We start from the raw sequence: 20790 nt of genomic DNA on the forward strand, positions 1-20790 counted from the left end.
CCGCCGGCCCGGCCGCCCCGCGCGCCGGGCCGGCGTTTGTCGTCGGCGGGTCGGGGAAACCGGCGGGTCCCGGGTGGCGAGGAGGCCGGCGTGACGAACTCGATGGCGCACTCCCGGGCGCGGCGCAACCCGGCCGACGGCCGGGCGCCGGTGCGCCGGGCCGCCTCGGGGTTCGCCGTGCTCCTGCTGCTGCTCGGGGTGCTGGGCTTCGTGCCGGGCATCACCAGCTCGTACGCCGACCTGCGGTTCGCCGGACCCGGATCCGGCGCCCGGCTGCTCGGGCTGTTCCAGGTCTCGGCGCTGCACAACCTCGTCCACCTGGCCCTCGGCGCGGCCGGCCTGACGCTGGCCCGCACGGTCGCCGGCGCCCGCGCGTTCCTGCTCGGCGGCGGCGCGTGCTACCTGGTGCTCTGGCTCCACGGCCTGGCCGTGGACCGGCGCAGCGAGGCGAACGTGCTGGCGGTCAACCGGGCCGACACCTGGCTGCACCTGCTCGTGGGCGCCGCCATGCTGGCCCTGGGACTGTTCGCCGGCCGCCGCGACCACCGCCGCTGACCTGCCCGGAGACGACGGCGCTCACCGCCGACGTGACGCGCCGGCTGGCCCGGTTTCGGTGGTCCGGGGCCCGGGTACGTCGGTAGTCCTCCCGACGAGTTGGAAACGAGGGCCCGATGTCGACCCGGATCAGGTGCGAGGTCCGAGACGAGTCCCCGGTCACCGTCGTACGGCTGGCCGGCGCACTCGACCTGGGGACCACGCGCGCGGTGCACGAGGTGCTGGACCGGTGCCTGGCCGCGCAGCCGGACGCGCTCGTGGTCGACCTGGAGGACGTCCACGTCATCGAGCCGCTGGCGCTCTCCGTCTTCGCCGCGGCCTGCCGGCGGGCCGACGACTGGCCGGCGGTGCCGCTGGTGCTCTCCGCCCCGCCGCGGGAGGCGGCGGCCTGGCTGAACGAGACCACCGCCTGCCGGGTGGTGCCGGTGCGCGGGGACCGCGCCGAGGCCGCCGCGCTGGCCGGCGCCGAGGCGTCGCCGCGGCTGCGGGCCCGGCTGGAGCCGGTCGCCGGGGCCTGCCGGCGGGCTCGGGAACTGGTCACCGAGGCGTGCGGTCGGTGGAACGTGCCGGAGCTGGTCGGTCCGGCGTCGCTGGTGCTCAGCGAGCTGGTCGGCAACGTGGTCCGGCACGCCGGCACGCCCATGCAGGTCACGCTGACCCTGCGCCGGCCGTACCTGCGGGTCGCGGTGATGGACGGCAGCCCGGCCGACGCGCGTGCCGCGACCGGCCGCGACCTGGAGTCCGAGGGGGGCCGCGGGCTGATGTTGGTGCGCGAGCTGACCCAGCGCTGGGGCAGCACGCCGGTCGGCGCCGGCAAGGTCGTCTGGGCCATGCTCCCGGCGAACTGACCGAATTCTCCGCTCTCGCCTGGTTTTATGGTCAGAGGGGCCGGGTACGCGTGCCCGTCCTGTCTGTCGTCACACGGGGTGAGATGCCATGCCCAAGCGGGTAGTCACGGAACCGGCACATGACCGGGGGCCCGCGATCCTCGCGCCGGCCCGGTTCGGCGGGTTTCCCGGCCCGGTCCGGAAGGCGGTGCACGGCGACTCGCTGTGGCGACTGCTGCGGTCCACCGACGCCAAGCTGATCGGCCTGCTCTATCTGGGCACGTCGTTCGCGTACTTCATCATCGGCGGGTTCATGGCGATGCTCATCCGGGCGGAGCTGGCGCGGCCCGGGATGCAGCTGCTCTCCCCGGAGCAGTACAACCAGATGTTCACCATGCACGGCACGATCATGCTGCTGCTGTTCGCGACGCCGATGGTGTTCGGGTTCGGCAACTACCTGGTGCCGTTGCAGATCGGCGCGCCGGACGTGGCCTTCCCGCGGCTGAACGCGTTCGCCTACTGGCTGTACTTCTTCGGCGCCGCCATCACGGTCGGCGGCTTCTTCACCCCGCAGGGCTCGGCGGACTTCGGCTGGACCGCGTACACCCCGCTGAGCCAGTCGCAGCACTCCCCCGGCGTGGGCGGGAACATGTGGGTGATCGGACTGGTCGTCTCCGGCCTGGGCACCATCCTCGGCGCGGTCAACATGATCACCACGATCCTGACCCTGCGCGCCCCCGGCATGACCATGTTCCGAATGCCGATCTTCACCTGGAACCTGCTGCTCACCAGCGTCCTGGTGATCTTCGTGTTCCCGCTGCTGGCCGCCGCGTTGATGGCGCTCGCCTCGGACCGCATCCTGCACTCGCACGTCTACGATCCGACGACCGGTGGGCCGATGCTGTGGCAGCACCTGTTCTGGTTCTTCGGCCATCCCGAGGTCTACATCATCGCGCTGCCGTTCTTCGGCATCATCACCGAGATCATCCCGGTCTTCTCCCGCAAGCCGATCTTCGGCTACACCGGCCTGGTGCTGGCCACGGTGGCCATCACGGTGCTGTCGATGACGGTCTGGGCGCACCACATGTTCGCCACCGGCCAGGTGCTGCTGCCGTTCTTCAGCATCCTGAGCTATCTGATCGCGGTGCCGACCGGGGTGAAGTTCTTCAACTGGATCGGCACCATGTGGAAGGGGCAGCTGACGTTCGAGACGCCGATGCTGTTCGCGATCGGCTTCCTGGTCACGTTCCTGCTCGGCGGCCTGACCGGCGTGCTGCTGGCCAGCCCGCCTGTCGACTTCCACGTCACCGACTCGTACTTCGTGGTGGCGCACTTCCACTACGTGCTCTTCGGCACCATCGTGTTCGCCGCGTTCGGCGGCATCTACTTCTGGTTCCCGAAGATGACCGGCCGGCTGCTCGACGAGCGGCTGGGCAAGATGCACTTCTGGACCATGTTCATCGGCTTCCACGCCACGTTCCTGGTGCAGCACTGGCTCGGCAACGAGGGCATGCCCCGCCGGTACGCCGACTACCTGCCCGGCGACGGCTTCACCGGGCTGAACGAGATCTCCAGCATCGGGTCGTTCGTGCTCGGCGCGTCCACGCTGTTCTTCATCTACAACGTCTGGAGGTCCTGGCGGTACGGCGCCATGGTCACCGTGGACGACCCGTGGGGCTTCGGCAACTCGCTGGAGTGGGCCACCACCTGCCCGCCGCCGCTGCGCAACTTCGACCGGATGCCGCGGATCCGCTCCGAGCGCCCGGCGTTCGACGCCAAGTACGGTCCGCTCGTTGCCGACCTCGGTCGCGACCTGCCGCAGCGCACCACCAAGCCGCCGCAGCGCCTCAGCGAGGAGTTCCACCACGTCACGCAGGTACCGGAGTCGCCGGCCGCCGAGGGCGCGCACGGTGCCCGCGAGGCGGTGGAGTACCAGCCCGCGCCGCAGTCCGGCGCCCGCCCGGTGGACGTGCCGGAGCCGGAGCAGGTGCGCCGGCCCAGCTTCGAGGAGACCGACGCGCCGGAGGAGACGGACCTCGACGCCCAGCGCGAGGAGCAGCCGAACGACCGGTGGCGGCACCCGCGCGGGCACGGCGACACCCCGGAAAACTAAGGAGGGGCCCCCCGGTCAACGCCTCCGGTACAGGAGGGGGCCCCGCTTGACACCGGCGCCGCACGCCGGGACGCCGCACGCCGGGGCGCCGCACGCCGGGACGCCGCACGCCGGGACGCCGCACGCCGGGACGCCGCACGCCGGGGCGCCGCACGCCGGGGCGCCGCACGCCGGGCATCGCCTGCCACGCGCCGCGACGCCGCGCTCGCCGACATCGGCGGGCCGGCGCGCGGCGCGCGAGGTGCTCAGTCGGTGGCCGGCAGGCCGGCGGCGGTGAGCGAGCGTCGCACCGCCGGCTGCACCCGGGTCAGCCGCAGCGGCACCCCGGTCCGGGCGGCCGCGTCGCGACCGGCCATCAGCGCGGCGATCCCACCGGCGTCGAAGCCGCCCGCGCCGACCAGGTCGACCACCACCTCGCGGGGTTGCCCGGTGACCGCCGCCAGCACGGCCCGGCGCAACTGGTCCGCGCCGGCCCGGTCGACCTCGCCGCCGACCTCCACCACCACCCGGTCGCCGTTCTGCCGGACCGATATCCGGGCCTTCGCCGGCTCGGCCTCGGCGGGGCCGTTCTGCCACGGCGGCGGCGCCTCGGCGAGCATCGCCTGGCGCAGCCAGGTCAACGCGCGCGACAGCAGCCGGGACACGTGCATCTGCGAGATGCCGAACCGGGCCGCGATCTCCGCCTGGGTCTGGTTGCCGTAGAAGCGCATGGCCAGGATCCGCCGCTCCCGCCAGGGCAGCCGGTGCAGCAGGCCGCTGACCGTGACCCGGTCGTCGACGGACTCCAGCGCGTTGTCGGACTCGCCCACCAGGTCGCCGAACTCGGCCGAGCTCTCCCCGCCCACCGGCGCGTTGAGCGACGCGGGGCTGTACCCGGCGGCGGACTCCAGCGCGGCGAGGATCTCCTCCTGCGGCGTCTCCAACCGCTCGGCCAGCTCGGCCACCGACGGGGCGCGGGACAGCTCGCTGGTCAGCGTCGCCGTCGCCTGTCCCACCTCGAGGATCAGGTCGCGCAGCCGGCGCGGCACGTGCACGCCCCAGGTGCGGTCGCGGAAGTGCCGTTTGATCTCGCCGACGATGGTGATCGCGGCGTACGCGGTGAACGAGCCGCGCTCCGGGTCGTACCGGTCGACGGCGTTGACCAGGCCGAGGCGGGCCACCTGCTCCAGATCCTCCAGCGGTTCCCCGCGGCCCCGGTAGCGGCGGGCCAGCCGGCCGGCGAACGGCAACGCGAAGCGGACCAGATCGTCGCGCGCCTCCTGCCGCCGCTCGGGTGGCAGCCCCTCGATCCGGGCCGCGTACGCGAGCGCCGCCGCGTCGAGGTCCTCCAGACCCCGATCGGTGGTCGGTGGTGTGGGTGTGGCGGTCTGTCCGAACATCCGCGCCTCCCTCGCCGAAGGGTCCCCCGCCCGGTCGGAAACCGGTCGTGCGCGTGGTCGGGCCACGCACCGGGTGAGGAAGTTGGGTTACGTGACGGATTACGTCGAAAGCGGTGGCTGCCCGCCGCGCGGCGTCGTGGGCCGTTCCGCGGCGAGCGGTCTTCCCGCTCCGTAGGTACTCAATCACGTACCGCAGGATCGCGAGGATGTTTCGCCAGGTTGCCGCTCAGCAGACCAGCAGGCCCTGGTGCGCGCCGGCGTCCCGGAGCGCGGCGAGCGCCTCGGCCATCCCCAGCGGCGGCGGCGCGGGTAGGTCGCAGGGCTGGTTGCGCAACACCTCCGTGGCACGTCGGGTCGGGACCGAGGTGACCGGGTAGCCGCGGGCCGCGCCCCGGTCCAGGGCCCGCCGCCGGCGCCCGAACCCGGCCACCGCCAGCCACTGGGGCAGTCCGGCGAGCGCGGGCGAGCGCAGCCCGGGCGGTTCGGGCAGCACGTCCACCGAGCTGAACGGCTCACTGCCGGCGAGCCACCACTCGACGCCCTCCACCCGGCGGCGGGTGGCGTTCTCGCACCAGTAGGGCACCAGGCCGGCGCGCAGCACCTGCCCCGGGTCGAGCAGCCGGCCGCACTCCACCACCAGCCGGTCCCCGGTCTTGCCGGCCCGGCGCAACCAGCGCCGGTACAGGTCCGCGGTGGCCGCGCTCAACGCGTCCGGCTGCGGGACGACCACCCGGTGCAGCGGGTGGCCGTGCCCGTCGCCCCACTTGCGCGCGCCGTGCTCGAAACCGGACTCGACGCCGTGTTCGGCGAACGCCGCCGACACCGTCACCTCCGGGGCGCTCCAGCGCGTCTCGTCGCCGCCGGCCGCGCGCAGCACGTGACGCAGCGCGTGGGCGTCCGGGTGGAAATCGACCGGGTCGAGGCCGCTGCCCGGGCAGCCGGCCTGGAAGCTGTGCCCGCCACCGTCGTCGCGTACCGGCCACGTGCGCGCGTCGTGCAACAGCAGCACCGGCGCCGCCGGCTCCAGCCGGTCGGCCAGGAACCGCGCGTACGCCCCGGGCAGCGTCCCCCAGCGGGCGGTGAGCGTCACCGTGGCGCCGGCCGTGACGCCCCGGCTGGCCGGGCAGTGCACCTGCCGCACGTGCACCCGGGGGTTGCCGGCGAGCAGCCGCCCGGCCAGTGCCGCACCGTGGTCGTGCGCGGCGTCCGGCCGGTCCACCGCGCCCCGGGCCCACTGCGCGGTCAGTTCGAAGCCGGCGGGCAGCCAGGGCACGCCGAGCGCCACCGCGAGGTGGGCCGCCGCGCCGTGCGGCGAGCCGAGCAACGCCCCCGGCCAGCGCCGGTCCGGGTACTGGTCGACGAACCAGCCGGCCACCCGTTCGGCGTCGACGCGGGCGACCTGGGCGGCGGTGAGCGCGGCCCGGCCGGCCGCCCGGCTGGCGGCGGCGCGGCGTACCGGATCGGGCGTCCCGGTGAGCCGGGACAGCGGACCCGCGTGGCCGAGGTCGCCGCAGTCGTCGCCGCGCAGCGCCCGGGCCGTCGCGGCGACCAGGGTACGGGCGGCGCTGCCCACCGCCACCACCCGCTCACCGGGCAGCCCGGCTTCCCCCGCCCGGCCCCGCCTGCCTCGTTCGCTCGCCACGCGGCCCGGCTTCCCCTCCCTCTGGGGTCTAAACGGGGCATCTCCCCACGGGGCGGACCAACGCCCGGTCGGGTGCCCTCACGCCGCCGAACCGCCGACGCGGGCGCAACGGCACGGCGGTGCGGGTTTGGGCACCGGCGGGACGGGCACTGCAGGGCGCATGCCCGACGACGAGAGCACCCCGGCGGCGACCATCACCCCGTACCGGGACGGACCGCTGCTGGTGCGCGGCGACTTCGCGTTGGTCACGCCGGAGGGCGAGCCGATCGAGCGGCGGCGGGGCACGGTGGCGCTGTGCCGGTGCGGCAGGAGCGCGATCAAGCCGTTCTGCGACGGCACGCACAAGGTCGCCAACTTCCGCAGTTGAGGAGGGGCCCCCGCTTGACGCCTCCGGTAGAGGAACGGGCCCCGCTTGACGCGCGCGGCTCAGGCGGCGGCCAGCGCGCGGTCCGGTGCGCGCAGGGAGGATCCGCCGGCGGACCAGGCGGACAGCACGTGGCCGGCGAAGAGGCGGTCCACCGCCAGCCCGGCGGCCGCCCCGAACAACACGTCCCCGGCGAGCGCCGGCTCCGCCCGGACCAGCCCGCCGCACATGTCGTACGCGGCGATCTGCTCGTGCACCGCGTCGGCCTCGACGTGCTCGTCGTAGAACCGCGTGGCGACCGCGTCGAAGCCCAGCCGGCGCAACCCGTTGCCGTAGCGACGGTTCGGCAACGACGAGGTCATCTCGTACCCGGCCAGGTGCCCGAGCAACGCCCCGCGCAGCCGCCGGTGCAGCCCGAACAGCGACATCAGGTTGTTGATCGCCAGCGTCACCGCCGGCACCCGGTCCAGGTGGGCGGCGTACCCGGTGTCCAGGCCGAGCCGGTCCATCGTGGTACGGAACAGCTCGGCGTGCATCCGGTCCAGCCGGCCGTTGCCGTACTCGTCCATCTGGATCTCCACCAGCGCCGCCTTCGCCGGCCCACCGAGCCGGGGCAGCGCCCAGCTGTGCGGGTCGGCCTCCCGCAGGTGGTAGATCGAGCGGTGGGTGACGAACTCGCGGAACTGCTCCAGGTCGGCCCGGCGTTGCAGGGTGGCGGCGAGCGCGGGGCCGTCGTCCGCGGCCACCAGGTCGGTCAGGGCCGCCGGCAGCGCGGCGGGCAGCACCGCCGGCAGCGGGCCGGCGAGCCGCCGCAGCGCCGCCTCGAAGGGGCGCTCGGCCCGGGCCCGCAGCGCCAGCAGGGCCGGCTCCCACTCCCACTCCTCGGCCACGTCCCGCCAGCCCCGGTAGTGCAGCTCGTAGCAGAGGAAGAGGGTGAGCTGGAGATCCTCGTCGGTGAGCGGCGCGGCCACCGTGGCGAACCCGTCGCCCAGCCCGGCCGGTAGCTCGCCGGGCGACCCGGGCAGCGCGGTGAGCAGCGCGGCGGAGACCGGCCCGCGCGCCGCCGGCAGCGGGGCGGGGCCGTGACGACGATCGGTGGTGGACAAGCAGGACCTCCCGGTGGCGGCAGACGCCTGGTCGCAGTGCCCCACAGGGGTCCGGCTAAACGAGGTCCTCCGTCGCGATGGCCTCGGTCTGGATCACCCGCTCCCGCACCCGCCGGGCCGCGTCGCCGTCGGCCACCAGGCCGCGCAGGTCCGCGAACGCCGGCTCGGGCACGTCCAACGACACGGCCGGGTCCACCACCGCCTCCAGCAGGCTGGGCCGGTCCGCCGCGAGCACCTCGTCCCACGCCGCGCCGATCAGGTCCGGCCGGTCCACCCGGATTCCGTGCAGGCCGAGCAGCCTCGCCCAACCGGCGTACGGCACGTCGGGCCGCCGGCCGCCCGGAGCGCCCGGCGGGCGACCGCCATCCACGCCGGACTGGTCCCGGTTGTTCAGCACCAGCACGACCAGCCGGGGATCGGGCCACTCGGTCCAGTGGTGCGCCACGGTGATCAGCTCGGCCAGGCCGTTGAGCTGCATCGCCCCGTCGCCGAGCAGCGCCAGCACCGGCTGGTCCGGGCGGGCCAGCTTGGCGGCCACCGCGTACGGCAGGGCGCAGCCCATCGAGCCCAGCGTGCCGCAGAGCCGGGCCTGCACGCCCGGCGGCAGTTCCAGGTGCCGGGCGTACCAGTAGACGACCGAGCCGACGTCGACGGCGACCGAGGCGCGTCGCGGCAGCCGCGCGGACAGCTCGCGGAGCACCAGCTGCGGGTTGAGCGGCTCGGCCGGGGCGGCGGCACGGTCGGCGGCAGCGGTCCGCCAGCGGCCCACCGCGCTCTCCACCACGGCGCGCCACTGCACGTTGGGCCGCTCCGGCACCCGGGCCAGCAGCGCCCGCAGCGTCTCGGCGGCGTCCCCGACCAGCGGCACGTCGACCGGGTACCGGGTGCCGATCCGTCGGCCGTCGATGTCGATCTGGATGGTGCGGACCTGCCCCGCCATCGGGAACCAGTCCGTCCACGGGTCGTTCGTGCCGACCAGCAGCAGCGTGTCGCAGCCACCCATGAGCTGCGCGGCCGCCGTGGTGCCGACCTCGCCGAGCACGCCGGTGTGGAACGGCAGCCGCTCGTCCAGCACCGGCTTGCCCAGCAGCGACGTGGCCACGCCCGCGCCGAGCCGGTCGGCGAGCGCGACGACCTCCTCGGCCGCGCCGTGCGCCCCCTGGCCGACCAGCAGCGCCACCCGCTGCCCGACGCCGAGCAGCGAGGCGGCGGCGTCCAGGTCGGCGTCGTGCGGCAGCACCCGGGCCAGCGGCTCGCCGGGCGTCGCGGTGATCACGCCGGCGGTCTGCGGCAGCAGGTCCGGCACGGCGGTCACCTGCAGCGCCCGGGGCAGCACCACACAGGTCGGGCTGCGGGTCGCCGCCGCGGTCCGGAACGCCTGGTCCAGCAGCACCGCCACCTGTTCCGGACTGCGACCGTAGCGGACGAACTGGTTGCAAACGTCGCCGAAGAGCCGGCTCAGCCCGATCTCCTCGTGCGCCCCGCCGAGCGGGCCGCTGACGTCCTCGCCGATGATCGCCACCACCGGCTTGCTGTCCAGCTTGGCGTCGTAGAGGCCGTTGAGCAGGTGCACCGCGCTGGGGCCCTGGGTGGCCAGGCACACCCCGATGCCGCCGGTGAACTTGGCGTGACCGGTGGCCATGTAGGCGGCGGTCTCCTCGTGCCGGGCCGGGACGAACGCCGGATCGCCGCCGGCGTCGTCGAGCGCGGCGATCAGCGGGGCGAGCGCCGCGCCGGGATAGCCGAAGGCCCGCGGTACCCGCCAGGCCCGCAGGCGCTCGACCACCAGGTCGGCGACGGTACGGTCAGCCATCGCCCCGCCCCGGCGTGCCGGCGTCGACGTAGCGCAGCACCGCGCCGACCCCGTCGGTCAGCTCCGGCGCCTCCTCCGGCGCGAGCACGGTCAGGTCCGCGTCGGTGCCGATCAGCGCACGCAGCAGCGCGGCGTCGGCGCGTACCTTCTGCGGGTCGGCCACCGACATGTCCGCCAGCTGCGCCGGGTCGGTGGCGATCTCGGTCGGCTCGGGGCCGACCCACAGCTCGCCGTCGGCGGACGCGTCGTCGACGATCAACATGGTGTCGACCTGGTTGCGTTGCAGCGCGGCGACCACCGCGTCGAGCCCGGCGCCGACGTCCTCCTGCACGCCGAAGCGGTCCAGCGCGGCGGCGACGCGCCGGTCGGCGACCTCGGCGACGGTCTGCACGGTGAGGTCGTCCATCAGCGTGTTCTCGGCGCCGCCGGTACGCGCGCCGGCGTCCGTGCGGACCAGCACGTCCTGCCAGCGCTCCGGCAGCTGGGCGGCGATCATGCCGGTGGCCCGGATGTCCCCGGCCACCACGACCACGTCGGCGCCGACGCGCTCGGCCAGGTCGGCGGTGGCGGCCGCCGCGTCACCGGCGTTGTGGTGCCACGCCTCCATGGCGGCGCGCTGGTAGCGGGACTGCGACCAGCCGCCCGGCTGCACGCGGCGCAGCTGCCGGCTCTGCCGGCCCGTCACCCGGGCCCGCCGCGGCACCCCGCCGGCGCTGACCGCCATCGCGTCCGCGCCGGTGCGGTCGGCCAGCACCCGTACCCAGGCGACCTGCTCGCCGCGCTGGGCGACCAGCGGCATGGTGTGCGGCAGCGCGGCCCAGGTGGCCAGGTCGCGCAGCGGCGGCGCGGAGAGGTACTCGGTGAGCACCACCCGGCCCCGGCTGGCGAAGACCGCGATGCCGTAGTCGCCGGGCATCGGCTCGTGCCGGCGCACCACCTCCTCCACCGCCTCGACGGTGACCTGGTCGGCGCCCTGGGCCAGCAGGTCACCCTTGAGGGCCCGCCAGCGCAGGTCGACCTGCGGGCGGGAGTCGTGGGTGTCCCGGGAGGCGTCCAGGTAGACCGAGCACCAGGGCCCGGGACGGTCGTAGAGCGGGCGCAGGAAGGACAGCTGCATGCTCGACCCCTTTCCAGCTCGGCCGCACGCATACCCGCACCCCGGCCGATGTCACCTTCACCCCTGACCGGGCCGTGACCGCCGTTCATTCACGTCGTTCAACCCCAAGGATCGATACCATCTGTGCACGGAACGGAACTCTCGGTGGTGAACATGGACACGGACCTGCAGACCCGACGCGTGGCGCATCCCACGGAACGCGTCGTCACCGGACGCCTGATCCGGCTGATGGAGGGCTACGCCCGCGAGGTGCGCGTGGGCCAGCCGGTGCTGGTCGCGGTGCTGACCGCCGCGGGCGTGGTGGGGCTGCTGCTACGGGTGCTCCGCGCGTTGCTCAGCAGCGGCGGCGGGGGCGCCAGGCGCCGCTTCAAGGACCTGAAGAAGGGACCCGAGTTCCTGGTCACCCCGGTCCGGGTACGCGACGCCGCCGACCGCCTGGTCGAGGTGGAACTGCACGGCCACCTGCCGCAGAGCGCGCTTCATCCGGGCGACCACGTGCAGCTCACGCTGCGCCCGCAGCGCGACGCCGACCTGCCGCCCCGGATCGAGCGGATCGTCAACCTGACCACCGGGCAACTGCTCACGCCCCGTACCGCGACGCTCTGGTCGCACCTGGGTCCGGCGCTGCTTCTGCAGGCCACGCTCGGCGCCGTCCTGCTGCTCGGCGTGGCCGCCTGCTCCGCACTGACGTGAAAGGAGGGGCCCCCGCTTGACGTTCCCGGTAGAGGCGGGGCCCCCTCTCAACCACCGACGCCGGTGAGCGCGCGCTCGGCAGGGGCGGCGCCGGGGGCGTCGAGGAGGCCGCGGCGGCGGGCCCAGCGTTCGAAGACCACCGTGGCGAACGGCGGCACCGCGCTGGCCAGGGCCAGTCCGGTCTGCACCAGCGACCAGCGGCGGCGCCGGGCCACCACGAGGACCAGCAGCCCGTACGCCACGAAGAGCGCGCCGTGGATCGGGCCGAACACCTGCACGCCGATCTCGTTGCGCGGCGGCCCGTACTTGACCGCCATGCCGGCCAGCAGCGCCGCCCAGGAGCACGCCTCGGCGATCGCCGCCACCACGAACGCCCGGATCCACCCGTCGCGCATCAACACTCACCCCTCCGAAGCCGCCGGCCATGGTAGCCGGCCCAGCTGGGACCAGGTGTTGAAAGGGGCCCCCGCCTATGCAGAAGGCGTTGAGCGGGGCCCCGCCTTCCGTCCGCGGAGGGTGAGCGGGCGCGGTTCTGGGTACAGGAGAGGTCCTTCGGGCCTTTCCTGACCGGCCGCTCCGTGCGAGGTTGGGAGAACCAACGGTGACAAGGCGGTGACCATGGGCGAGGACGTCGGCGCGCGCACCTTCAGCCGGGAGGATCGGGCCCGCTACCGGGAGAAGGTACGGCGGTGCCTGGACGTCTTCGCCGAGATGCTGCGCGAGTCCCGGTTCGACGTGGAGCGGCCGATGACCGGGCTGGAGATCGAACTGAACCTGGTCGACGACAGCTTCGACCCGGCGATGCGCAACGCGGACGCGCTGGAGGCGATCGCCGACGAGGCGTTCCAGACCGAGCTGGGCCGGTTCAACGTGGAGATCAACGTGGCGCCGCGCCGGCTCGCCGGCACCGGCACCGCGCAGTTCGAGGAGCATGTGCGGGCCAGCCTCAACGCCGCCGAGCAGAAGGCCCGCACGGTCGGCGCGCACATGGTGATGATCGGCGTCCTGCCGACCCTGCGCCCGGAGCACCTGACCGCCGAGACGCTCTCCACCAACCCCCGCTACGCGCTGCTCAACGAGCAGATCCTCGCCGCCCGCGGTGAGGACCTGCCGATCTCGATCAGCGGGGTGGAGCGGCTGGCCACCACCGCCGACAGCATCACCCCGGAGGCGGCCTGCACCAGCACCCAGTTCCACCTCCAGGTCAGCCCGGCGCAGTTCGCCGACTACTGGAACGCGGCCCAGGCGGTCGCCGGCATCCAGGTGGCGCTCGGCGCGAACTCGCCGCTGTTCTTCGGCCGGGAGCTGTGGCGGGAGACCCGCGTACCGCTGTTCCAGCAGGCCACCGACACCCGGGCGGAGGAGATCAAGGCCCAGGGGGTACGCCCCCGGGTGTGGTTCGGGGAGCGCTGGATCACCTCCGTGTTCGACCTGTTCGAGGAGAACGTGCGCTACTTCCCGGCGCTGCTGCCGGTCTGCGACCCGGAGGACCCGGCGGCGACGCTGGCCAGCGGCGGCGTGCCGAAGCTCGCCGAGCTGCGCCTGCACAACGGCACCATCTACCGCTGGAACCGGCCGGTCTACGACGTGCTGCGCGGCCGGCCGCACCTGCGGGTGGAGAACCGGGTGCTGCCGGCCGGCCCGACCGTGCTGGACACGGTCGCCAACGGCGCGTTCTACTTCGGCCTGGTCCGGGCGCTGGCCGAGTCGGACCGTCCGCTCTGGTCGCAGATGTCGTTCAGCGCCGCGGAGGAGAACTTCAACGCGTGTTCCCGGCACGGCATCGACACCCAGGTGTTCTGGCCCGGGCTGGGCTACCTGCCGGTGACCGAGCTGGTGCTGCGCCGGCTGCTGCCGATGGCCCACCACGGGCTGGACCGGTGGGGGCTGGACCCGGCCGAGCGGGACCGGCTGCTCGGCATCATCGAGCAGCGCTGCCTGACCGGCCGCAACGGCGCGACCTGGCAGGTGGAGACGCTGCACCGGCTGGAGTCCGCCGACCACCTGGACCGCCCGGACGCGCTGCGCGAGGTGGTCCGCCACTACGTCGACCTGATGCACAGCAACCGTCCGGTGCACGAGTGGCCGATCCCCTGAGCGGGTTCGGGGCCGTCTCCGGATGACCGGGGGACGGCCCACATGCGGTCTACGCGGTCGCGCAGATCGCGTACGACGTCAGGTTCCAGTTGCCGGCGAAGGCGTCCTCCTCGTAGGCGCCGGCGGTGTCCGAGGTGGGCGCGGTGGCCGGTCCGCCGTTGGGCCGGAAGTCGTCCACCACGGCCTCGCCGGTCGCGCCGTTGAGTTGGTAGCCGGCGCCGGTGAGCACCTTGCCCGCCGGGCAGGGTGCGACTGCGCTGCGGAAGTCGTTGGAGTTGGTCGGGCTGGTCACGACGGCCCGGACCAGCCCGGGGACCGGGTTGGCGCAGATCGCGTACGCGGTGACGCTCCAGTTGCCGGCGAACGCGTCGGCCTCGTACGCCTCCACGGTGAGCGCGGTGGGCGCGGTGGCCGGTCCGCCGTTGGGCCGGAAGTCGTCCACCACGGCCTCGCCGGTCGCGCCGTTGAGTTCGTAGCCGGCGCCGGTGAGCACCTTGCCCGCCGGGCAGGACGCGATGGCGCTGCGGAAGTCGTTGGAGTTGCTCGCGCTGGTCACGGTGGCCCGGACCAGCCCGGGAACCGGATTGGCGCAGATCGCGTACGCGGTGACGCTCCAGTTGCCGGCGAACGGGTCGGCCTCGTACGCGCCGACGGTGACGGCGGTGGGCGCGGTGGCCACCCCGCCGTTGGGCCGCAGGTCGTCCACGATCGCCTCACCGGCGGCGCCGTTGAGTTCGTAGCCGGTGCCGGTGAGGACCTTGCCGGCCGGGCAGGTCGCGGTGACCGTCCGGAAGTCGTTCGAGTTGGTGGCGCTGACCGCGGAGATCCGCACCAGGCCGGGGACGGCGGCGGCGGCCGGGGTGGCGGGGGCGACCACCACGACCGCGGCGGCGCCGCAGAGCGCGAGGGCGACCGTGGCGTGGCGCCAGGATCTGGTGTGCTGGGACATGGGTTGCTCCTGTTCCCTACCCGGCCCAGGCCGGGCTGCCGAGATGACGGCCCCACGTTAGGTAACAGGCTGACAGGGCATTACCGGCAATCCGACTACGCTAAGTAATCGACGATGGCCTTCCCTGCCCGAAATATCCGGCATACCATCCCCCACCCGTCAGCCGCCGACGGCGGTGAACGCGAACGTGCCGACGACGGCCAGCGGGAGTGCCACGGCCGCGGCGAGCAGCCGCCCCCGCAGGGTGCGGCCGACCAGTTCCAGCAGCAGCGCGGCGAGCCCGAGGTCGATGGCCACGTTCCACCACGCGCCCGGATAGCCGGTGCGGGCCTTGCCGGCGAAGCGCAGCGCCTCCTCGACGAACACGGCCACCGGCAGCGCGGTCGCCACCACCGCCCGCCACCCGGACGTCCGCGCCCAGACGCCGGCGACGCCGAACACCACGCCCGCGAGCACGCCGAACGCCATCCAGAGCAGCGAACTGGGCGCGGCGATCACGGCCAGGTCGTCGCCCTGGAGCAGCGCCGCCGCCAGGTAGTAGCTGGGCACGGCGACGATCAACAGGACGGTCGCGGCCACGGCGGCCCGCAGCGCGCCGGTCCGGACCCACCAGCCGAGCGCGAACGCGGCGACCGCCCAGGTGGCGGTGGAGTTGCCCAGTTCGGCGAACGGGTAGGGCACCCACTTGATCCAGATGAAGTCGAGGAAGCCGAGCAGGAAGCCGGCAACGGGGGTGACGAGCGCCAGGGTGCGAGGTGCGGGTGGCATGGCCAGGAGCATACTCAGTATGCTGCCGCAGCCAGCGATCAGGCTGGGGCGCAGCGCGCCCGCAGGGTGGGCACGCCGGGTCCGGTGAGATCGTCGCAGTATGCGGCCCGCCCGGCCATCGCCATGGTCAGCGCCAGCGTGGTGCCGCTGACCAGCGGGCCGGCGCCGGCGGTGAACGGCCCGTCGGTCGCCTCCACCCGCAGTCCCGCCACGGCGGTGCGCCCGGCCACCGTGAAGTCCCGGCCGGCGAAGAAGCGGGCGACCGGCGTGACGGCCTCGACCGGCGGCGTACGGCCGAGGCCGAGCGGGCGGCGGACGTCCTGGGCGTGCACGATCACCTCGCCGAGCCACGCCTCGATCGGGCCGAACGTCGACGTGGTGCTGCGGATGATCCGGCGGAACCATTCCAGCGTCTCCGCCGGGTCGGCGCCCCGGTGCTCGGCCAGCCGGCGGTCATTGTGCCTGTCGAAGTCGAACCGGGCGCCCAGCACGCTGACCAGCCAGCGGGCCCGGCCGAGGCTGGCCGCCGCGGTCAGGTGTGCGACCACCTGCTCCACGCTCCACCGGCCGCACAGCGACCGCTGCGCCCACTGCGCCGCGTCGAGCCCGGCCAGGTCGTCGGCGAGCGCGGCCCGCTCGGCATGGGCGAGCGCCCACAGGTCGTCGCGGGACAGCGTGTCGGACATGGCAGCCTCCAGGGGTCGAGCCGTCCCCGTTAGGACCGCGCCCCGGCCCCGGACTCATCGGCGCGGCGGTCAGCGGGTCAGGCCGACGAGCGTCTCCAGGCGGGCCACGCCGGGCGGTGCCGGGTGGCCCCGGGCGATCTCCACGACGACGGTACGCGCCACCGGACGCAGTCGGACCTCGGCCGGCGCGACGCTGTCCGCCTCCACCACCGCCCGCCCCCGCGCAGGTCACCCACCTGGAGGTACGCCCGCGCGGCATCCAGCAGGTAGGCGCCCCGAAACTCGACGGGCAGCCGCCGCCATGCCTCCCGCCGGAGCATCCGCTCGTGCCGGTGCACGGCCTCGCCGCCGTCACCCGACTCCACCGCCGCCACCACACGCGCCAACTCGACGGCTGAGCAACCGAAACCGGCCCGGTGTGACTCGTACCCGGACGTGTGCCGCGCGGCCAACTCGGCGGCCCGATCCAGCAACCCACTCGCGCGGCGGGACTCGCCGCAGCCGGCGGCGGCGAGCGCGGCCTGAACCAGCAGCGGTCCGCGCGCCACGGTACGTGAGTCGTTTCTGACGTCAGCTCGACAGGGGCCGGACGGACCGAAGCCAGGCGCGCCAGGAACGCCATGGGTGTCCGCCGGGCGGGGCGATGCGGGTCAGAGTGAGACGATCGCCGCGCTCTCCGCCGGCAGTTGCAGGCCGTCGCGCATCACCGAGACCCCCTCGGAGGTCGCCAGCAGCACCCGGCGCACCACCCCGGGCAGGTTCACCCGCTGCGGCCGGTCGGCCAGGTTGGCCACCACGAGCGTGTCGCCGCGCCGCATCACCAGGAACTGGTCGCCGTGGCGCACCTCGACCCGGTGCAGCCGCGGGTCCGACAGGTCGGGCCGAGACCTGCGCAGCGCGATCAGCCGGCGGTGGAACTCGTACATCTCCCGGTGTTCGGGTTTGTCCAGCTCCGCCCAGTCGAGCCGGGACCGCAGGAACGTCTGCGGGTCCTGCGGGTCGGGCACGTCGTCGGTGGCCCACCCGTGCGCGGCGAACTCGCGCCGGCGGCCGGTGGCGACCGCGACGGCCAGCTCCGGCTCGGGGTGGCTGGTGAAGAACTGCCACGGCGTGGTGGCCGCCCACTCCTCCCCCATGAACAGCATCGGGGTGAACGGCGCGGTCATCAGCAGCGTGGCGCCGACCCGCAGCATCCCGGCCGAGAGCGTGGCGGAGATCCGGTCGCCGGTGGCCCGGTTGCCGATCTGGTCGTGGTTCTGCAGGTAGGCCACGAACCGGTGGCCGGGCGTGCGCTGCCGGTCCACCGGCCGACCGTGGCTGCGGCCCCGGAAGCTGGACCAGGTGCCGGCGTGGAAGAACGCGCCGGTGAGCACGTCGGTGAGGCACTCCAGCGAGCCGAAGTCGCCGTAGTAGCCCTGCCGCTCACCGGTGAGCAGGGTGTGCAGCGCGTGGTGGGCGTCGTCGTTCCACTGGGCGTGCAGGCCGTAGCCGCCGGCCTCCCGGGCGGTGATCAGCGTCGGGTCGTTCAGGTCGGACTCGGCGATCAGCGACAGCGGCCGGCCCAGCGCCGTCGACAGCGACTCCACCTCGACGGCCACCTCCTCCAGCCAGTGCGTGGCGCGGCCGTCCGGCATGGCGTGCACGGCGTCCAGCCGCAGCCCGTCGACGTGGTAGTCACGCAGCCACATGAGCACGCTGTCGACGATGTAGCGGCGCACCCCGTCGGAGTGCGCGCCGTCCAGGTTGACCGTGCGGCCCCACGTGTTGCTCTGCTCGGTCAGGTAGGGCGCGAACCGCGGCGCGTAGGCCCCGGAGGGCCCGAAATGGTTGTAGACGACGTCGAGGATCACCCCCAGCCCTTTGGCGTGGGCCGCGTCCACGAACCGTTTCAGCCCGTCCGGCCCGCCGTAGGGTTCGTGCGGCGCATACCAGCAGACCCCGTCGTAGCCCCAGTTGTGCTCGCCGTTGAACGCGTTGACCGGCAGCAGCTCGACCAGGTCGACGCCGAGGTCGACGAGGTGGTCGAGCTTGCCGATCGCCGCGTCGAACGTGCCCTCCGGGGTGAACGTGCCGACGTGCAGCTCGTAGAGGACGCTGCCGGGCAGTTGCCGGCCGGTCCAGGCGGCGTCGGTCCAGGCGAACGCCGCGTGGTCGTACACCCGGCTGGGGCCGTGCACGCCGGCCGGCTGCCAGGCCGAGCGGGGGTCGGGCAGCGCCTGGGCGTCGTCGTCGAGCAGGAACGCGTAGTCGGTGCCCGGACCGGCGTCGGGCGCCTCGACCCGCCACCAGCCGTCCCGCCCGGGACGCATGTCGTGATCGGCCACGCCGGGCAGGCGCAGCCGCACCCGGGCGGCCTCGGGCGCCCACACCGTGAACTCGGTCATGCGGCGGCCTCCACAGGGTCGGTGGGTGCGAGGAGGGCGACGGGACAGGTGCTCAGCAGATCATCCAGGAGCAGCTCAGAACCACTGTAGACCCGACCGGTGAACACGTCGGTCATCCGATGAACGGGAAGTGACAGGGTCGTGTCCCGCCAGCCGCCGGCGCGGGCCAGCCGCAGCGGCAACCGGGTCGCCACCGCGACCGCGCCGCCCCGGTCGAAGGCCACCGCGTGCGCGCCGGCCGGGCCGCGCGCCGGCACCGGCCGGTAGCCGGTGAACAGCTCCGGGTGGTCGCGGCGCAACCGCAGGGTGCGGGAGACCACGAGCAGCTTGGCCGCGCCGTCCGCGGCCACCGCCGGCTGCCAGCCGGCGTCGAGCCGGGCCAGCACGTCCCGGCGTACGGCGAAGTCGACCGGGCGGCGGTTGTCCGGATCGACCAGGGAGTTCTCCCACAGCTCGGTGCCCTGGTAGGTGTCTGGCACGCCGGGCATGGCGAGCTGGACCAGCTTCTGCCCGAGCGCGTTGGACCAGCCGGCCGGCGTGATCTCGTCGGCGAACGCGGTGATCTGGGCGTGCAGCTCCGGGTCGTCGTACATCCGGTCGACCAGGGCGTGCAGCTCGTGCTCGAAGGCCGGGTCGGGGTCGGCCCAGCTGGTGCGCACCGACGCCTCCCGGGCGGCTTTCTCGGCGTACCCGTGCAGCCGGTCCCGCTCGACCGGCCAGGCTCCGACGGCGGTCTGCCAGAGCAGGTGGGCCAGCGCGGGGTCGGCCAGCGGCGCCCGGGACATCCAGTCGCTGACCCGCTCGGCCCAGCGCCCGGGCAACTCGCTGAGCACCGCGAGCCGGGCACGGACGTCCTCGCCCCGCTTGGTGTCGTGGGTGGAGAGCGTGGTCATGCTCGCCGGCCAGCGCACCTGGCGGGCGGTGGCGAACCGGTGCAGCTCGGCCGGCGGCACGCCGAAGTGGGCCGGGCTGCCGCCCACCTCGTTGAGCGCCACGAAGCGGCTCCACCGGTAGTAGGCGGTGTCCTCGACGCCCTTGGCCATCACCGCGCCGGTCAGTTGCGGGAACCGGGCGGCCAGCTCGTGGTCGGGGTCGCGGAGGCGGGCGGTGACCTGGTCGAGCACGCCGGTGAGGTCGGGACGGCGCCGGCCGGCCTCGCTGCGCGCGGCGGCCAGGTGCCGGGCGCCCTCGGGCGGGTAGCCGCGGTAGACCGGGAAGCACGCGGCCAGCGCGGCCAGCGCGGCGCGGACCTGCTCGCCGGGCAACTCGGGCACGAGCGCGGCGAGACGGGTCAGCTCGGCGGCGAGCAGCCGGGTGGCGGCTTCCAGCTTGGTGGTGTGGGTCAGGTCCTCCCAGGAGGTGTGCCGGCCGGTGACCCGGCCGTCGAGCGCGGTGAAGTCCGGCTCGGCGTCCGGGTCGACGAAGAGCCCGCACATCGCGGCCAGCGCGTCGTACCCGGTGGTGCCGTCGACCGGCCAGTCCGGCAGGTCCTCGCCGTACTCCAGGATCTTCTCCACCACCAGCCAGCGCTCCGGCGCGGCGGCGCGCAACCGGGCCAGGTAGCCGGCCGGGTCGCGCAGCCCGTCCGGGTGGTCCACCCGGATGCCGTCGACGTCCCCGGCGTCGACCCAGCGCAGGATCTCCGCGTGGGTGGCGTCGAAGACGCCCGGGTCCTCCACCCGCAGCCCGGCCAGGTCGGAGACGGCGAAGAACCGGCGGTACGTCAGCTCGGCGTCGCCGCGCCGCCAGTTCACCAGCTCGTAGTGCTGCCGGTCGTGCACCTCGCGGGGCGTCCCGTCGCCGGTGCCGTCGGCGATCGGGAAACGGTGCTCGTGGTAGCGCAGCTCCCCGTCAACCAGCTTGAGGTCGTCGAGCGCCTCGGGGGCGTCGGCGAGCACCGGCAGCAGCAGCCGGCCGCGGTCCCAGTCGATGTCGAACCAGCCCGCGTACGCCGACTCGCGCCCGGCCCGCAGCACGTCCCACCAGGCCGGGTTGGCCGCCGGTCGGGCCACCCCGGCGTGGTTGGGCACGATGTCCACGACCAGGCCCAGCCCGGCCGCGCGCAGCGCCCGGACCAGCCGCTGCCGGCCGGCCTCGCCGCCCAGCTCCGGGTTGACCGCGCGGTGGTCGACCACGTCGTAGCCGTGTTGGGAGCCGGGGGTGGCGGTGAGCAGCGGCGCGGTGTAGAGGTGGGTGACACCGAGCGCGGACAGGTAGTCGGTCAGGTCGGCGGTGGCGTCCAGGTCGAAACCGGGCCGCACCTGCACCCGGTAGGTCGAACAGGGGGTGTCGGGCAT

The 20790-nt window shown here is 74.3% G+C and carries 18 protein-coding genes; 6 read left to right on the forward strand and 12 right to left on the reverse strand.

The window, feature by feature from the left end:
- Positions 1-102 precede the first annotated feature (102 nt).
- The 3 genes from ACGFI2_RS26070 (at position 103) to ctaD (ending at position 3495) form a co-directional block, all read left to right on the forward strand.
- Entirely contained in the window at positions 103-555 is a 453-nt protein-coding gene (locus ACGFI2_RS26070) for a DUF4383 domain-containing protein (RefSeq protein WP_393521754.1), read from the forward strand.
- Positions 556-671: 116 nt separating this feature from the next.
- Complete coding sequence (locus ACGFI2_RS26075) at positions 672-1403, forward strand: ATP-binding protein (RefSeq protein WP_393521647.1); 732 nt, start codon at positions 672-674, stop codon at positions 1401-1403.
- A gap of 88 nt (positions 1404-1491) precedes the next feature.
- A complete protein-coding gene (gene ctaD, locus ACGFI2_RS26080; RefSeq protein ID WP_393521649.1) occupies positions 1492-3495 on the forward strand; it encodes a cytochrome c oxidase subunit I in 2004 nt (667 codons plus the stop codon).
- A gap of 245 nt (positions 3496-3740) precedes the next feature.
- On the opposite strand, the gene ACGFI2_RS26085 is transcribed toward ctaD, so the two are convergent.
- Positions 3741-4874, reverse strand: coding sequence for a SigB/SigF/SigG family RNA polymerase sigma factor (locus ACGFI2_RS26085; protein WP_393521651.1), 1134 nt, complete (start codon positions 4872-4874; stop codon positions 3741-3743).
- 226 nt (positions 4875-5100) lie between these two features.
- Positions 5101-6516 (reverse strand): hypothetical protein, encoded by a 1416-nt coding sequence (locus tag ACGFI2_RS26090; protein WP_393521653.1) that lies wholly within the window; start codon positions 6514-6516, stop codon positions 5101-5103.
- Between the two features lie 160 nt (positions 6517-6676).
- Here ACGFI2_RS26090 and ACGFI2_RS26095 point away from each other — a divergent pair, with 160 nt between their 5' ends.
- Positions 6677-6883 carry a CDGSH iron-sulfur domain-containing protein gene (locus tag ACGFI2_RS26095; RefSeq protein WP_393521655.1) on the forward strand — a complete coding sequence of 69 codons (207 nt, stop codon included), beginning with the start codon at positions 6677-6679 and terminating at the stop codon, positions 6881-6883.
- Positions 6884-6942: 59 nt separating this feature from the next.
- Here the strand turns inward: ACGFI2_RS26095 and ACGFI2_RS26100 are convergent, their stop codons facing one another.
- Genes ACGFI2_RS26100 through ACGFI2_RS26110 form a run of 3 tightly spaced genes read right to left on the reverse strand, consistent with a single transcriptional unit; the run spans position 6943 to position 10916 of the window.
- Complete coding sequence (locus tag ACGFI2_RS26100; protein WP_393521657.1) at positions 6943-7986, reverse strand: iron-containing redox enzyme family protein; 1044 nt, start codon at positions 7984-7986, stop codon at positions 6943-6945.
- 55 nt (positions 7987-8041) lie between these two features.
- Entirely contained in the window at positions 8042-9799 is a 1758-nt protein-coding gene (locus ACGFI2_RS26105; protein ID WP_393521659.1) for a thiamine pyrophosphate-binding protein, read from the reverse strand.
- The gene (locus ACGFI2_RS26110; RefSeq protein WP_393521662.1) at positions 9792-10916 is read right to left on the reverse strand and encodes a Vms1/Ankzf1 family peptidyl-tRNA hydrolase; all 1125 of its coding nucleotides are present in this window, start codon (positions 10914-10916) and stop codon (positions 9792-9794) included. The genes ACGFI2_RS26105 and ACGFI2_RS26110 overlap by 8 nt, the downstream gene beginning before the upstream one ends.
- Before the next feature lie 144 nt (positions 10917-11060).
- Between ACGFI2_RS26110 and ACGFI2_RS26115 the strand changes: the two genes are divergently transcribed.
- Entirely contained in the window at positions 11061-11609 is a 549-nt protein-coding gene (locus ACGFI2_RS26115) for a hypothetical protein (protein WP_393521755.1), read from the forward strand.
- Positions 11610-11656: 47 nt separating this feature from the next.
- On the opposite strand, the gene ACGFI2_RS26120 is transcribed toward ACGFI2_RS26115, so the two are convergent.
- A complete protein-coding gene (locus ACGFI2_RS26120) occupies positions 11657-12004 on the reverse strand; it encodes a DUF3817 domain-containing protein (protein ID WP_393521663.1) in 348 nt (115 codons plus the stop codon).
- Positions 12005-12227: 223 nt separating this feature from the next.
- Here ACGFI2_RS26120 and ACGFI2_RS26125 point away from each other — a divergent pair, with 223 nt between their 5' ends.
- The gene (locus ACGFI2_RS26125) at positions 12228-13706 is read left to right on the forward strand and encodes a glutamate--cysteine ligase (protein ID WP_393521665.1); all 1479 of its coding nucleotides are present in this window, start codon (positions 12228-12230) and stop codon (positions 13704-13706) included.
- A 49-nt stretch (positions 13707-13755) separates the two neighbouring features.
- On the opposite strand, the gene ACGFI2_RS26130 is transcribed toward ACGFI2_RS26125, so the two are convergent.
- From ACGFI2_RS26130 to treY, 6 genes are all read right to left on the reverse strand, one after another.
- The gene (locus ACGFI2_RS26130) at positions 13756-14655 is read right to left on the reverse strand and encodes a hypothetical protein (RefSeq protein ID WP_393521667.1); all 900 of its coding nucleotides are present in this window, start codon (positions 14653-14655) and stop codon (positions 13756-13758) included.
- 159 nt (positions 14656-14814) lie between these two features.
- Entirely contained in the window at positions 14815-15423 is a 609-nt protein-coding gene (locus ACGFI2_RS26135) for a DUF6518 family protein (RefSeq protein WP_393521669.1), read from the reverse strand.
- Positions 15424-15461: 38 nt separating this feature from the next.
- Positions 15462-16109: a maleylpyruvate isomerase family mycothiol-dependent enzyme gene (locus ACGFI2_RS26140; RefSeq protein WP_393521671.1), complete on the reverse strand. Its 648-nt coding sequence runs from the start codon at positions 16107-16109 to the stop codon at positions 15462-15464.
- Positions 16110-16178: 69 nt separating this feature from the next.
- On the reverse strand, positions 16179-16319 hold the full coding sequence (locus ACGFI2_RS26145; protein ID WP_393521673.1) for a hypothetical protein: 141 nt from the start codon (positions 16317-16319) through the stop codon (positions 16179-16181).
- A gap of 440 nt (positions 16320-16759) precedes the next feature.
- A complete protein-coding gene (gene treZ / locus ACGFI2_RS26150; RefSeq protein ID WP_393521675.1) occupies positions 16760-18493 on the reverse strand; it encodes a malto-oligosyltrehalose trehalohydrolase in 1734 nt (577 codons plus the stop codon).
- On the reverse strand, positions 18490-20790 hold the full coding sequence (gene treY, locus ACGFI2_RS26155) for a malto-oligosyltrehalose synthase (RefSeq protein WP_393521677.1): 2301 nt from the start codon (positions 20788-20790) through the stop codon (positions 18490-18492). The genes treZ and treY overlap by 4 nt, the downstream gene beginning before the upstream one ends.

The organism is Micromonospora sp. NPDC049282, assembly GCF_043197045.1.
In the GTDB taxonomy this organism is placed as follows: domain Bacteria; phylum Actinomycetota; class Actinomycetes; order Mycobacteriales; family Micromonosporaceae; genus Micromonospora.

Bases quoted from the DNA above. Each gene is read 5' to 3' on its own strand.
- ACGFI2_RS26075 (WP_393521647.1), top strand. From the start codon at position 672: ATGTCGACCCGGATCAGGTGCGAGGTCCGAGACGAGTCCCCGGTCACC.
- ACGFI2_RS26120 (WP_393521663.1), bottom strand. From the start codon at position 12,004: ATGCGCGACGGGTGGATCCGGGCGTTCGTGGTGGCGGCGATCGCCGAG.
- ACGFI2_RS26110 (WP_393521662.1), bottom strand. From the start codon at position 10,916: ATGCAGCTGTCCTTCCTGCGCCCGCTCTACGACCGTCCCGGGCCCTGG.
- ACGFI2_RS26140 (WP_393521671.1), bottom strand. From the start codon at position 16,109: ATGTCCGACACGCTGTCCCGCGACGACCTGTGGGCGCTCGCCCATGCC.
- ACGFI2_RS26105 (WP_393521659.1), bottom strand. From the start codon at position 9,799: ATGGCTGACCGTACCGTCGCCGACCTGGTGGTCGAGCGCCTGCGGGCC.
- ACGFI2_RS26130 (WP_393521667.1), bottom strand. From the start codon at position 14,655: ATGTCCCAGCACACCAGATCCTGGCGCCACGCCACGGTCGCCCTCGCG.
- ACGFI2_RS26085 (WP_393521651.1), bottom strand. From the start codon at position 4,874: ATGTTCGGACAGACCGCCACACCCACACCACCGACCACCGATCGGGGT.
- ACGFI2_RS26125 (WP_393521665.1), top strand. From the start codon at position 12,228: ATGGGCGAGGACGTCGGCGCGCGCACCTTCAGCCGGGAGGATCGGGCC.
- treZ (WP_393521675.1), bottom strand. From the start codon at position 18,493: ATGACCGAGTTCACGGTGTGGGCGCCCGAGGCCGCCCGGGTGCGGCTG.
- ctaD (WP_393521649.1), top strand. From the start codon at position 1,492: ATGCCCAAGCGGGTAGTCACGGAACCGGCACATGACCGGGGGCCCGCG.
- ACGFI2_RS26135 (WP_393521669.1), bottom strand. From the start codon at position 15,423: ATGCCACCCGCACCTCGCACCCTGGCGCTCGTCACCCCCGTTGCCGGC.
- treY (WP_393521677.1), bottom strand. From the start codon at position 20,790: ATGCCCGACACCCCCTGTTCGACCTACCGGGTGCAGGTGCGGCCCGGT.
- ACGFI2_RS26095 (WP_393521655.1), top strand. From the start codon at position 6,677: ATGCCCGACGACGAGAGCACCCCGGCGGCGACCATCACCCCGTACCGG.
- ACGFI2_RS26070 (WP_393521754.1), top strand. From the start codon at position 103: ATGGCGCACTCCCGGGCGCGGCGCAACCCGGCCGACGGCCGGGCGCCG.